General features: G+C 71.7%; 8 protein-coding genes. 3 read left to right on the plus strand and 5 right to left on the minus strand.

Features of this window, described 5'->3' with window-relative positions; genetic code table 11:
• Positions 1-78: 78 nt before the first annotated feature.
• From pepN to ENE75_RS04420, 5 genes are all read right to left on the minus strand, one after another.
• Positions 79-2,733, minus strand: coding sequence for an aminopeptidase N (gene pepN / locus ENE75_RS04400; RefSeq protein ID WP_128195967.1), 2,655 nt, complete (start codon positions 2,731-2,733; stop codon positions 79-81).
• 22 nt (positions 2,734-2,755) lie between these two features.
• Positions 2,756-3,860, minus strand: a protein-coding gene (gene prfB / locus ENE75_RS04405; RefSeq protein WP_128195969.1) for a peptide chain release factor 2 whose coding sequence is annotated in 2 segments (ribosomal slippage) — positions 2,756-3,778 and positions 3,780-3,860 — 1,104 coding nt in all. Because the reading frame shifts where the segments join, the coding sequence is not laid out codon by codon here.
• Between the two features lie 92 nt (positions 3,861-3,952).
• The gene (locus tag ENE75_RS25225) at positions 3,953-4,597 is read right to left on the minus strand and encodes a PEP-CTERM sorting domain-containing protein (protein ID WP_233258912.1); all 645 of its coding nucleotides are present in this window, start codon (positions 4,595-4,597) and stop codon (positions 3,953-3,955) included.
• Between the two features lie 125 nt (positions 4,598-4,722).
• Positions 4,723-5,652, minus strand: coding sequence for an alpha/beta fold hydrolase (locus ENE75_RS04415; RefSeq protein WP_233258913.1), 930 nt, complete (start codon positions 5,650-5,652; stop codon positions 4,723-4,725).
• A 79-nt stretch (positions 5,653-5,731) separates the two neighbouring features.
• Positions 5,732-6,853, minus strand: a complete 1,122-nt coding sequence (locus ENE75_RS04420) for an HD-GYP domain-containing protein (RefSeq protein ID WP_128195974.1) — start codon at positions 6,851-6,853, stop codon at positions 5,732-5,734.
• A gap of 81 nt (positions 6,854-6,934) precedes the next feature.
• Here ENE75_RS04420 and ENE75_RS04425 point away from each other — a divergent pair, with 81 nt between their 5' ends.
• Genes ENE75_RS04425 through ENE75_RS04435 form a run of 3 tightly spaced genes read left to right on the plus strand, consistent with a single transcriptional unit; the run spans position 6,935 to position 12,771 of the window.
• Positions 6,935-7,423: a GNAT family N-acetyltransferase gene (locus ENE75_RS04425; protein WP_128195976.1), complete on the plus strand. Its 489-nt coding sequence runs from the start codon at positions 6,935-6,937 to the stop codon at positions 7,421-7,423.
• A 5-nt stretch (positions 7,424-7,428) separates the two neighbouring features.
• Complete coding sequence (locus ENE75_RS04430; RefSeq protein WP_128195979.1) at positions 7,429-9,165, plus strand: acetate--CoA ligase; 1,737 nt, start codon at positions 7,429-7,431, stop codon at positions 9,163-9,165.
• Between the two features lie 54 nt (positions 9,166-9,219).
• Positions 9,220-12,771, plus strand: coding sequence for an ATP-binding protein (locus ENE75_RS04435; RefSeq protein ID WP_158288857.1), 3,552 nt, complete (start codon positions 9,220-9,222; stop codon positions 12,769-12,771).
• Positions 12,772-12,814: the final 43 nt, after the last annotated feature.

Raw genomic sequence — 12,814 nt, forward strand, 5'->3', positions numbered from 1 at the left:
GTCAGGCCTCCTGCCGGGCCGCCCCAAGGGTGGCCTGGGCCCCTTGGGGGCCGCGAACGAAGTGAGCGGGGGGTTTCATCATTCGGTCTCCAGGGCGCGGGTGACGATCTCCCGCAAGTCGGCGCTCAGGTCAGGTTTGGCCGCGACGCGGGCAATCGCTTCGCGGGCCGCACTGCGGCAGGGCTCGGCCAGCACGTTCCAGCGGTCCAGCGCACGCGCCAGGCGCGCAGCGAGCTGCGGGTTCATCACGTCCAGGGCCAGCAGTTGCTCGGCCCAGAACACGTAGCCGGCGGCGTCGATGCGGTGGAAGGCGGCCGGGTTGCCCATGCACAGCGCGAAGACCAGGCTGCGCGCCCGGTTCGGATTCCTCAGCGAGAAGTCCGGGTGCTTGAGCAACGCACGGACCTGGCCCAGCACGCCGGCACCGGCATCGCCCGGAGCCTCGGGTGCCATGGCCTGCAGCGAGAACCACTTGTCCAGCACCAGGGCGTTGCCCTGCGCAGCGGAGTGGAAGTGCGCCAGCGCCTGGGGTGCCAGGGCCGATCGCGCGCCGATCAAGGCCCACAGCGCACCCTGACGGTCGGTCATGTTGGTGGCGTCCTTCACGCGCTGGTAGGCGCGGCCGGGCCAGACCGGGTCGCCACTGGCCACCGCCTGGCGAACCAGCATGGCCAGGGCGCGGTTGGCCAGGGCCCGCATGCCCGCCTGCAGCGGCGTCGGGCGATAGCCTTCGCGCACCTGGTTCGCCGCCCAGGCGCGCTGCCAGTCGGGTTGCAGCGCAGCCGCCAGCTGGTCGAGCATCGCTTCGCGTACGGCGTGGATGCGCGCCGGGTCGACCGGGCTCACCTGTTCGGCGATGTAGGCCTCGTCGGGCAGGGTCAGGGCCAGGGCGCGGAAGGCCGGGTGCAGCGTGCCGTCGTTCAGCACGGCGCGCATGGCCTCGATGAAGGCAGCATCCAGAACCGGAGCGTCCGTGCCGGGCAACGCGGCCAGCACGCGGCGCAGCGCCAGGCGTTGGCCTGCTTCCCAGCGGTTGAAGGCATCGGCGTCGTGCTTCAGTAGCACCAGCAATCCCTCGTCGTCCAGGCCGTCGTCGAGGACCACCGGGGCCGAGAAGCCGCGCAGCAGCGACGGCACCGGTGCGCTGTCGATCCCGTCGAAGACGAAGCGCTGCTCGGCCTCGGTCAGCACCAGCATGCGCTGCGCCAGCTCGTGTCCGTCGGGGGTCAGCAGCGCGGCCTGCACCGGGATCAGCTGCGGCAGCTTGTTCGCCTGCCCAGGGGAGGGCGGGTTGTCCTGGCGCAGGGTCAGCGTGTAGCGGCGTGTCTCGGCGTCCCACTGGCCGCGCGCGTGCAGGCGCGGCGTGCCGGCCTGCGCATACCAGCGCTTGAAGACGTCCAGGTGCTCGGACAGCGCGCTGCCGGGGTTCGCATCGGCGATGGCCTGGGCGAAGTGATCGCAGGTCACGGCCTGCCCGTCGTGGCGCTCGAAGTAGAGCTTCATGCCACGCGCAAAGCCGTCACGGCCAACGAGGGTGTGCATCATGCGCACGACCTCGGCGCCCTTCTCGTAGACGGTGGCGGTGTAGAAGTTGTCGATCGCGGCGTAGGTGTCCGGGCGCACCGGGTGCGCCATGGCACCCGCATCCTCGGCGAACTGCGACCGGCGCAGGTTGGCCACCGCCTCGATGCGCTGCACGGCGCGAGCGCTCTCGTCGCCCGCCATGTCCATGCTGAACTCCTGGTCGCGGAAGACCGTGAGGCCTTCCTTGAGCGACAGCTGGAACCAGTCGCGGCAGGTGATGCGGTTGCCCGTCCAGTTGTGGAAGTACTCGTGGCCGATGACGCTCTCGATGTCGAAGAAGTCATCGTCGGTGGCGGTGGCGGCGTCGGCCAGCACGTACTTCGTGTTGAAGATGTTGAGGCCCTTGTTCTCCATGGCCCCCATGTTGAAGTCGTCGACGGCGACGACCATGAAGCGCTCCAGGTCCAGCGGCAGGCCGAAGCGGGCTTCGTCCCAGACCACCGACGCCATCAGCGAGGCCATCGCGTGCTCGGTGCGGCCGAGATCGCCGCGATTGACATAGATCTGCAGCAGGTGCTCACGGCCGTTGCGGGCGACGATGCGCTGCTCGCGCGCCACCAGGTCAGCCGCCACCAGCGCGAACAGGTAGCTGGGCTTGGGGAAGGGGTCGTGCCAGACGGCGAAGTGCCGGCCGCCGTCGAGTTCACCCTGCTCGAGCAGGTTGCCATTGCTCAGCAGCGTGGGGTAACGGCGCTTGTCGGCGCGCAGCGTGACCTTGAACACGGCCATCACGTCGGGCCGGTCGAGGAAGAAGGCGATGCGGCGGAAGCCCTCGGCCTCGCACTGGGTGAACAGGCCGCTGCCGCTCTCGTACAGGCCGCTGAGCTGGGTGTTCTTGGCCGGCGCGCAGGTGTTGCGCACCTCGAGCACGAAGCGTTCGGCCACCGGGGGCTGGTCGATCACCAGCAGGTTGTCCTCGTGACGGAACGACACGCTCTGGCCATCGGCCTGCACGCGCAGCAGGTTCAGGTCCTCGCCGTGCAGCACCAGGGGGCCACCGGGGCCGCTGGCGTTGCGTTCGATGTGCAGCCGGCTGGCGACGATGGTCTTGGCCGGGTCGAGGTCGAACGTGAGCTCGACCTCGCGGATCCAGTAGGCGGGCGGCGCGTAGTCCTCGCGCCGCACCACCGTGGCGGTGCCTTCTTTCATGGGTGGGATGTCTCCGGGCAGGTCACAGCCCCTGTTTGAGGCTGGCCGTGATGAAGGGGTCGAGGTCGCCGTCCAGCACCTTCTGGGTGTTGGAGATCTCGACGTTGGTGCGCAGGTCCTTGATGCGGCTCTGGTCCAGCACGTAGCTGCGGATCTGGTGGCCCCAGCCGACGTCGGTCTTGCTGTCCTCGAGCTTCTGCTGGGCTTCGCGCTGCTTTCGCATCTCGTGCTCATACAGGCGCGCGCGCAGCACGCGCCAGGCCTCGTCACGGTTGCTGTGCTGGCTGCGGCTGTTCTGGCACTGCACGACGATGCCGGTGGGCATGTGCGTCAGACGCACGGCCGAGTCGGTCTTGTTGATGTGCTGGCCACCCGCGCCGCTGGCGCGGAAGGTGTCGGTGCGCACGTCGGCCGGGTTGATGTCGATCTCGATCGTGTCGTCGACCTCGGGGTAGACGAAGAGGCTGGCGAAGCTGGTGTGGCGGCCGCCGGCACTGTCGAAGGGGCTCTTGCGCACCAGGCGGTGCACGCCCGTTTCGGTGCGCAGATGGCCGAAGGCGTAGTCGCCCTCGACCTTCAGCGTCGCGCTGCGGATGCCGGCGGTGTCGCCCTCGCTCTCTTCCAGCACCTCGGCCTTGAAGCCCTTGCGCTCGCAGTACTTGAGGTACTGGCGCAGCAGCATCTGCGCCCAGTCGCAGGCCTCGGTGCCGCCGGCGCCGGCCTGGATGTCGATGAAGCAGTTGCCGGGGTCGGCCGGGTTGTTGAACATCCGGCGGAACTCGAGTTCCTCGACCGCCTTTTCCAGCGCGTCGGCCTCGGCGTCGATGGCCTGCAGGCCGTCCTCGTCGCCCTCGGCCTTCGACATCTCGTAGAGCTCGGAGTTGTCGGCCAGGTTGGTGGCCAGGTGGTCGATGGTCTCGACCACGGTCTCCAGCGTCTTCTTCTCGCGGCCGAGTTCCTGCGCGCGCTTGGGCTCGTTCCAGATGGCCGGGTTCTCGAGCGCCGCATTGACCTCGTTCAGGCGCAGGGCCTTGCGGTCGTAGTCAAAGATACCCCCTTAGCGCGTCGGTGCGCGCTGAGAGGTCGGCCAGTCGGGTGCCGATGAGGTTGATCTGTTCGTTGTCCATGACAGGTCCGTGATTCGGGACAGCCTGCGATTTTCGCATGGCACCAAGACAAACGGCGCCCGCAGGCGCCGTCCGGCTGGGATGAGGACGCGTCAGTGGCTGCGGCGACGGGCCACGAAACCCACGGCCGCCAGACCGGCCAGCAGCATGGCGTAGGTGCCGGGTTCCGGCACCGCGGCCACGGTGAGGTCGTCCACCGTCGGCCAGGTGACGTTGCGCTCACCGTAGAACGTCTTGATCTCGAACATCGTGATCGCGGTGGTGGACACGAAGCCGAAGTAGTTGTCGACCCCGGCGCGGAAGGTGAAGTCCACCGTCTGGCCTTCGGCCGTGGTGACGCGGGCGGCCGTCAGGCCGGTGCCCTTGAACGCGCCGGCGATGTCGGAACCGAAGGCATAGGCGCCGATGGCGTAGATCGGCGTCGAGAAGCCTTCGAAGATGATGAAGTCGGCCGCGTTGTTGCTGGACAGCCAGGCGTCACCCGGGGTGCCGGCGCCATAGAGGATCGGGCTGGTCGGCGCAGTGGACACGGTGTAGCCGACGTCACCGGCGCTGCGCACCAGCGGGCCATCGTAGGGATCACCGGGGATGAGGTCGTCGAAGGTGTCGGTGGCGTAGTTGCCGATGGCCGCCAGGAAGCTGGCCTCGTCGTTGTACACGTCGACCGCGGCGTGGGCAGCACCGGCCGCGAGCAAGGCTGCCGCCGCCAAGGGGCGCAAGGCAAAGGACAACGTCATGGCGCACTCCCGAGAAAAACCTGTTCGACGCAGTTTAGGGGTCTGGCAAGCCGGGTCAACCCTCGCCCGTCCATTCCTGCGCCCAGGCCAGGCCTTTCGCGCGAGCACCCCCATGAACGCGGGGGTCAGAGAAAGGCGAGCAGGGCGGCCGCCAGCGCCTCGGGCTGGTCGTGGTGCAGCATGTGCGCGGCGTCGGGCAACGTGACGCGCCGGCAATCGGGCACCACGTCCAGCCGGCGGGCGAACTCCTCGCGGCTGTAGCGGCCGCGCCACCAGGCGTCGACGTTGGTGTCGGCGCCTTGCACCCACAGCAGCGGTGCGGTGATGGCGCGCCAGGTGGCCAGCACCTCGTCGACCCGGTAGAGCACGGGGTTGGTGCGTTTGTGGGCCGGGTCACCCAGCACCTGCCAGCGGCCCTGCGCGTCCGGCCGCGCCCACTGGCGGGCCAGCCAGGCGGCGCGGGCGAGTGGCAGCCTCGGGTTGTTGGTGCGCAACCGGGCCACGACGTCGTCGACGCTGGCGTAGTCCTTCAGGGACGCGGGGCGGGCCAGTTCGTCCAGCCAGGTGGCCAGGCGTCCGGGCGTGTCTTCGGGCCGGGTGCTCGGCAGGCCGAAACCCTCCAGGTTCACCAGGCGGCGGACATGTTGCGGCCGCACGCCGGCGTAGCTCATCACGACGTTGCCGCCCATGCTGTGACCCAGCAGGTCCACGGGCTGCGCCGGGCTGACCTGCGCCAGCAGCGCGTCGAGGTCACCCAGGTAGTCGGGGAACCAGTAGCTGTCGCTGCCCGAGCTGTCGCTGAGCCCGAAGCCGCGCCAGTCCGGCGCGACGATGTGGCGTGGCCGGTCGCCCAGGGCCTGCAGCGCGTCGACGACGAACTGGAAGGAGGCGCCGACGTCCATCCAGCCATGCACCATCACCAGGGTCGGCGCATCCGGTGTCGCGTCCGCCGGATCCCCCCAGCTCAGCAGGTGGTAGCGCAGGCCGCGCAGGGCAACGTGGCTGGAGCGGGCGGGCCGCAGTGGCTGGTAGGGCAGCGTCTCGGGGGCGTTCACGCCGGCACTGTAGCCGCCGACGGCATGGACGCCTGTCCACAGCGTGACAGGCGAAGGCGACCGACAGGCGTACCGGTGGTCAATCGACCAGCGTGACCAGCTTCTCGAGCGCCACGGGCGCGCGCATCTGTCGCGCCGGCAGCACACCGACGATGGCATGCAGCGGCATCATCGTCTCGCGGCGCACCGGCTCGCGCAGCGGGGAGCCGTAGGCGTTGGTGAGCGCGGCAACGATGGGGGTCATCACGGTCGGTCCGCGCTTGACCACCACGCCGGTTTCGCCGGAGGCCAGCGCGACGAAACATCCGGGCGGATAGACACCGAACTCCTTCACCAGCGCGGCGCAGACCGGGTGCCCCGGGTCCTGCATGAAGATCTCCCGGCCGGCCTTGTCCGCCGCCTCGGCCTCGCGCGTGGCGCGGCTGCTGAGCTTGGCGCTGTAGACATCGGCGCGGTGCAGCAGGGTGGCCAGCTCGCAGGGCTCGCGCAGGCCGGCAGGGTAGCCCGATCCGTCGCGTTCCTCGTGGTGTTCCTCGACTGCGCGCAACCAGGTCTCGTCGGAGACGCCCGACAACTCCAGCATCTGGCGGCTCACGCGTGGATGCTCGCGGATGCGCTCGCGCTGGGCGGCCGTGGGGGGCGCCAGCTGCTCGGCGAGTTCGCCCTGCAGTTCGAGCATGCCGAGGTTCATCGTCAGCGCCGCCTTGAACACGCGCGCCAGTTCGTCCGTGCTCCAGCCCAGGCGGCCGGCGACCAGGCGGGCGACGATGGCCGCGTGCACCGAGTGGGTCAGGCCGTACTGCGTCCGGGCGTTGCCTTCCTGGCGCAGCACCTGAAAGATGGCCAGGTCCGGGTCGCGCTCGATCAGCTGCTGCAGCGGCGCCGCAGCGTCGTCCAGCGCGCTGCGGAAACCGACGCCCGGTGGGCGCAGAAGCGCCTCGCCCACGCGCTGCATGCTGTCGCGCCACAGGCCCGGCAGGGCCGAGCGTGGCGCGCTGCTCACGTCCACGGAGGCCTCGGCGCGCAGTTCATGCAGGTCCACCAGGCTGCCGCGCTCGAGCAGGGCCTCGATCTGTTGCGCGGTCTGCACCACCTGGCCACGGGCCAGCAGCAGGGTGGTGTCCGGGCGATAGACGTTGAACGGCAAAGGCTGTCCGGCCAGGACGCGGTGCTTGACCTGGTCCAGCGGCGTGTGGTGCATGACAGTGGTGGCCTGCGGTGGCATGCAGCAGGTTTCGGCGGCCCGCGGCAGGACTTGAGCCGACCGGCGCACAATCACCGCATGAACGAAGATCTCCGTCACACCCTGCGCGTGGCCGAGCCTGCGGATGCCGCTGCCCTGGTCGGCCTGATCCGCGAACTCGCCGTCTTCGAGCGGCTGGAGCACCTGGTCGAGGTGACCCCGGAGCGCCTGGCGGCCCACCTCTGCGGCCCGCGCCCGGTGGTCGAGGCGGTGGTGGCCGAGGCCGACGGCGCCGTCGTGGGCTTCGCGCTGTTCTTCACCAACTACTCCACCTTCCTCGGACGGCCCGGGCTGTACCTGGAGGACCTGTACGTGCAGCCGGCCCACCGGGGCGCCGGTCTCGGCAAGGCCCTGCTCAGGCACCTGGCGGCACTGGCCGTGGCCCGCGGTTGTGGTCGATTCGAGTGGAGCGTGCTCGACTGGAACACGGCGGCCATCGGTTTCTACGAGCGCATGGGGGCCACCGTGATGCCCGACTGGCGCATCTGCCGGGTCACCGGTGATGCCTTGACGGCGTTGGCCGCTTGAACGCCATGCCGGCCCCGAACGCAACGGGCCGTGGCGCCGGCCAGGGTCCGGACCGCTATGCGGAACTGCACGCCGGCTTCCATTGGCAGGTACCCAGACACTTCAACATCGCCGAGGCCTGCTGTGCCCGCTGGGCCCGGCGCACGCCCGACGCGGTGGCCATCCATTGGGCGCGCGAGGACGGCCGGCGCGGGCGCCTGACCTATGCGCAGCTGCAGGTCGGCAGCGAGCGTCTGGCCGCCGTGCTGGCGGCGCGCGGCGTGCGCCGCGGCGACCGCGTCGCCATCGTGATGCCGCAGCGGGTGGAGACCGCCGTGGCACACATGGCGGTGTACCGGCTCGGCGCGGTGGCGATGCCGCTGTCCATGCTCTTCGGGCCGGAGGCGCTGGCTTTCCGGCTCAACGACAGCGGCGCGCGCCTGGCGATCGTCGACGAGACCGCGGTCGACAACCTGACCGCAGCGCGCGCGGACTGCCCCGGCCTCGAGACCGTGCTGGCCGTCGGCGCGGCGGCAGGGCGGGGCGACCTGGACTGGGACGACGCCCTGGCCGCCGTCCGCCCACGGCGCACCGCGGTACGCACGGCCGCCGACGACCCGGCGGTGCTGATCTACACCAGCGGCACCACCGGGCCACCGAAGGGCGCGCTGATCCCGCACCGGGCCCTGATCGGCAACCTCACCGGCTTCGTCTGCAGCCAGAACTGGTACCCGCACACGCCGGCCCGCGGCCAGCAGCGTGACGACGCGCCGGTGTTCTGGTCCCCGGCGGACTGGGCCTGGACCGGCGGCCTGATGGACGCGCTGTTGCCGGTGCTGTACTTCGGCCGCCCCATCGTCGCCTGGCAGGGGCGCTTCACGCCCGATGCGGCCTTTGCGCTGATGCAGCGCTACAAGGTCACGCACAGCTTCCTGTTCCCCACCGCGCTGAAGGCCATGATGAAGGCCGAGCCCGAACCGCGCCGGCGCTGGAAGCTGCGCCTGCGCGCCATCATGAGTGCCGGCGAGGCGGTGGGCGATGCTGTCTTCGTGTGGACACGCGACGCGCTGGGCGTCACCCTCAACGAGATGTTCGGGCAGACCGAGATCAACTACGTGGTCGGCAACTGCGCGCTGCACTGGCCGGCGCGGCCGGGCAGCATGGGGCGGCCCTACCCCGGGCACCGGGTGGCGGTGATCGACGACGAAGGCAAAGAGTGCCCACGTGGCACCCCGGGCGACGTGGCTGTGCACAGGCGTGACGTGCATGGCCATCCCGACCCCGTGTTCTTCCTCGGCTACTGGCACAACGATCCGGCCACCCGGGCCAAGTACACCGGCGACCCCGGTGACAGCTGGTGCCGCACCGGCGACACCGCGGTGATGGATGCCGACGGCTACCTCTGGTACCAGGGCCGCAGCGACGACATGTTCAAGGCCGCCGGCTACCGCATCGGCCCCAGCGAGGTGGAGAACTGCCTGGTCAAGCACCCGGCGGTTGCCAATGCCGCCGTGGTGCCCAAGCCCGACGCCGAGCGAGGGGCCGTGGTCAAGGCCTACGTGGTGCTGGCGCCTGGCTTCGTGGGCGACGATGCGCTCGTGGCGTCGCTGCAGCAGCACGTGCGCGGCCGCCTGGCGCCCTACGAGTACCCGAAGGAGATCGAGTTCATCGACGCGCTGCCGATGACGACCACCGGCAAGGTGCAACGCCGGGTGCTCAGGTTGCAGGAACAGGCGCGTTTCGACGCGCATTCCGGCACCTAGGTGGCCGGCGGCGTTGGCGGGCAGGCAACGGGCATGAGCGCAAACGACGCGGCCATGACCCCTAGGACCGCCGGTTCGGCACCTTCGGCATCGACGGGGGCGCGGGCCGACGCGGCCCTGGGCACCGCCACGTTCGAACTCCACCTGCTGGGCACACCGCAGGTCATCGGCCCGTCGGGCGCCGTGCACGCGGTGTCCCGCAAGGTGCTTTGCCTTCTGGCGTATGTGTCGCTGGAAGGCCCCAGCAGCCGGGAGCGTCTGGCCGGGCTCTTCTGGGCGGACCTCGACCATGGCACGGCTCGGCGCAACCTCCGGCGCGAACTGCACCGTCTGCGCGAAGCAGGGCTGGAAGACATGCTGGCCGATGCTGGCGATCGCGTCGCCTTGCGATCCGTCGTGGTCACCGATGTCGGCCGCTTCGAAGAGGCGCTGGCCCAGGGCGATCTGGCAGCCGCGCTGCGCCTGTACGGCGGGCCCTTGCTGGACGGCCGTCATGGCCGCGATGCCGACCTGCTCGCGTCCTGGGTCACGAGCTGGCGCGAGCGGCTGGCCCAGCGGTTCCGCGAGGCGGTGGAAGCCCAGGTGTCGCTGCACGAGGCCGCTGGGCACTGGCGCGAGGCCCTGGTGTGCCAGCTCCGGCTGCTCGAGGTCGACCTGCCCCAGGAGGCGCATGTGCGGGCCGCCATGCGGCTGCATGCCCGGCTCGGCGAACGCGAGGCGGCCCTGAAGCTCTTCGAGCGCTGCCGACGCCAGCTGGGCCAGGAACTGGGCCTGCGGCCGATGCCGGAAACGCTGTGCCTGGCCGAGGACATCCGCGTCGGCAGCCGCCATGAGGCCACGCCGCCTGCCCCGTCGCCGGCGGCGCCGCGCCTGCCTGGGGCTTTGCCGCTGGTGGGCCGCGACGGCCTGCTGCGTCGCCTGGCGGCGTCGCTGGCGGGCGGGCGCACGGTCTGGCTGGTCGGTGAAGCCGGGGTCGGCAAGACCCGCCTGGCGGCCGAGGCCGTGGCGGTGCGTGGCCCCAGCTGGACGCTGCAGGCCCGGCCGGGTGATGCGCAGGTGCCCTACGCTCCGGCGATTCGGGCCCTGCGCGCCGCGCCCGGCGGGCCGGGCGCGCTGGAACTGCCCGCCTGGGCTGCCAGCGTGCTGGCCCATCTGCTGCCCGAGCTTGGGACCTCTGGCGCCGCGCTCGACACCGACGCCGACCGCGCCCGACTGCAGGCGGCCCTGGCACTCGCGCTGCGCCAGACCTGGCCGGCCAGCCTGGCCACCGTGGTGCTCGACGACTGGCACCTGGCCGATCGTGCGTCGCAGGACTTCTGGGTCGGCCGACCCGACGCCGGGCCCTGGCCGGGCCAGGCCAGTGCCGGCTTGGCGCTGCTGGTGATCGCGCGCGATGCCGACACCTCCGTGGCGCAACGTGATGCGCTGCTGCGCGCCCAGCGTGCCGGCCAGGCCGAAACCATCGACGTGCCGCCGCTGGACGCCGGCGCCACTCGGGAACTGCTGGGTTGGATGGTCCCGGATCAGGCCGCTCGGGCTGGCGAAGGATTCGCTGGCCGACTGCAGCGGGCCACGGGGGGCAACCCGTTCTTCATCCTCGAGACGCTGCGCCAGTGGCCCACCGGCACCGTCGGCCACGGCCAGGACGACGCCCTGCCGCTGCCGCCGACCGTTCGCGACGCCATCCTGGCGCGTCTGGACCGCCTGGACGCGGCCACGCGGCGTCTGCTGGAAGCGGCCAGCCTGACCGGCCTGCCGTTCCGGCTCGAGGACCTGGACGGCACCACCGCGCTGTCGGCACTGGAGGCCGTCCAGGCCGTCGAACAGGCCTGCGACCAGCGGGTGCTGGTGGCCGGCGGCGACGGCCTGCTGTCCTTCGCCCACGACCTCGTGGCCCAGACCCTGGCTGAAGGGCTCGGCGCCGAGCGGCGGCGGCTGCTGCACCGGCGGCTGGCCCAGGCCCTGGAACGCCAGGGCGGCACACCGGCCCGCCTGGCGCAGCACCTGGAAGCTGCCGGGGAGGCTCAGCGCGCGCTGCAGGCGCGGCTGGCCGCGGCCGATGCCGCCGCCGCGGTGTCGGCACACGACGATGCCCTGACACACCTCACCGCAGCACTGGCCCAGGCCAGCTCGGCTGCCGACCGCCTGACCGTACAGATGCGGCGCGCCCGCCTGCTGCAACGCGCCAGCCGCAACGCCGAGGCCGATGCCGCGTTCGATGCCGCCGAAGAGGCCGCGCTGGCGGCCGGCGACGGCGCCGGCGCGGTCGCCGTGGCCCTGTCGCGTGCCGAGCACCAGGCCTGCAGCAACCGGGGCGACGCGGCACTGGCCACCGTCGATGGGCTGCTCGACGACGACCTGCTGGCGCCACTGCAGCAGGGCGAGGCCCTGGAGGTGCGTGCTGACGTCTTCATGCGCCAGGGGCGGCTGGCCGAGGCGGCCGACGCACTGCGAGCGGCACTGGCGGCGCTGCCGCCTGGGCCGACCGCGGTGCGCGGCCGCGTGCTCACCGCACTGGGACGTGCCGCGCTGTACCAGGGCGCGTTCGCCGAGGCCTCGGGCTGGCTGGACAAGGCGGTGCGCGTGCAGACGGTGCTGGGGGCCCAGGAGCCACTGGCCCGCGCGCTGTTCATGCGTGGGGCCGCGCTGCTGCACCTGGGCCGCTTCGACGAGGCGGTGGCCGTGCTCGAGCGGGCCCGCACCCACGCCGCGCAAGTCGGCAGCGTGCCGGTGCAGCGAGGTGCACTCCTCAACCTCGTCAAGATCCACACCCAGCGCGGCGAGGTCGACCGTGCCGTGGCCTGCCTCGACGAGGGTGAGGCGCTGTCCCCGCTGTACGAGAGCCTGGAGGCCGAGGGCGCCTTCCTGCAGGCCCGCTACTACTGCCGGGCCCTGCGCGGCGAGGTCGGTGCGGCGCTGGCCATGATCCCGGCCGTGCTGGCCCACGCCGACCGCTGCACCGAGCTCTACTGGCAGGTCGGTGCTCGGCAGCTTGTGGTCGACCTGCTGCTGCTGACCGGCGATCTCACACGCGCGGGTGAACTGCTCACCGACGCCGAACGGCTCTGCGACGGCGACCGTGACGGACACCACCGGCCGCTGGTGGTGGCCAAGCGCGCGTGGTGGACGCTGCTGCAGGGCGACCCGGCCGCGGCGGTGGCCCAGCTGGCAGCGCTCGGCCCGTGCCAGGACATGGCCATGCTCGAGGCGCAGGACGTGCGGCGCCACGTCGAGGCCGCCGCTCTCCTGGCGCTGGGCGACGCCACTGGCGCGCTGGCGGCTGTGACGGCGCCCGACCAGGCGAGCACCGAGGAGTCGAAGGCGCTGCAATGGGCGGCACGGGTGAGGGCCGAAGCGGCCGCCGGCGGCGTCACCGCACCGACGGCGGCGGCGGTCTCGGCGCTGCTGGCCGCCGAGGCCCGGTTGCCGGCGCTGGAGGCCCTGGCGCTACGGCAGGCCTGGGCCGCCGGGTGTTCGGCCGGCCAGGGGCAGGGTGCCGTCGACGTGGAGGCGCGGCGGCAGGCGCTGGTGGCCTCCCTGGGTGACGCCTGGGGCCAGCGATCCCCGGCCGGTGTTCTCGCGGCCGGCCCCGTCCTCGCGCGCTGACCCCCTGTCCAGGGGGGCGGGCTGCTTCGGCGTTCGCCGGCCG

This window comes from Rubrivivax albus, from assembly GCF_004016515.1.
GTDB classification, from domain to species: Bacteria; Pseudomonadota; Gammaproteobacteria; order Burkholderiales; family Burkholderiaceae_C; genus Rubrivivax; species Rubrivivax albus.

Excerpts from the sequence above, each read along its gene's own strand:
- ENE75_RS25225 (WP_233258912.1), bottom strand. The coding sequence starts at position 4,597 with ATGACGTTGTCCTTTGCCTTGCGCCCCTTGGCGGCGGCAGCCTTGCTC.
- ENE75_RS04435 (WP_158288857.1), top strand. The coding sequence starts at position 9,220 with ATGACCCCTAGGACCGCCGGTTCGGCACCTTCGGCATCGACGGGGGCG.
- ENE75_RS04425 (WP_128195976.1), top strand. The coding sequence starts at position 6,935 with ATGAACGAAGATCTCCGTCACACCCTGCGCGTGGCCGAGCCTGCGGAT.
- ENE75_RS04420 (WP_128195974.1), bottom strand. The coding sequence starts at position 6,853 with ATGCACCACACGCCGCTGGACCAGGTCAAGCACCGCGTCCTGGCCGGA.
- pepN (WP_128195967.1), bottom strand. The coding sequence starts at position 2,733 with ATGAAAGAAGGCACCGCCACGGTGGTGCGGCGCGAGGACTACGCGCCG.
- ENE75_RS04430 (WP_128195979.1), top strand. The coding sequence starts at position 7,429 with ATGCCGGCCCCGAACGCAACGGGCCGTGGCGCCGGCCAGGGTCCGGAC.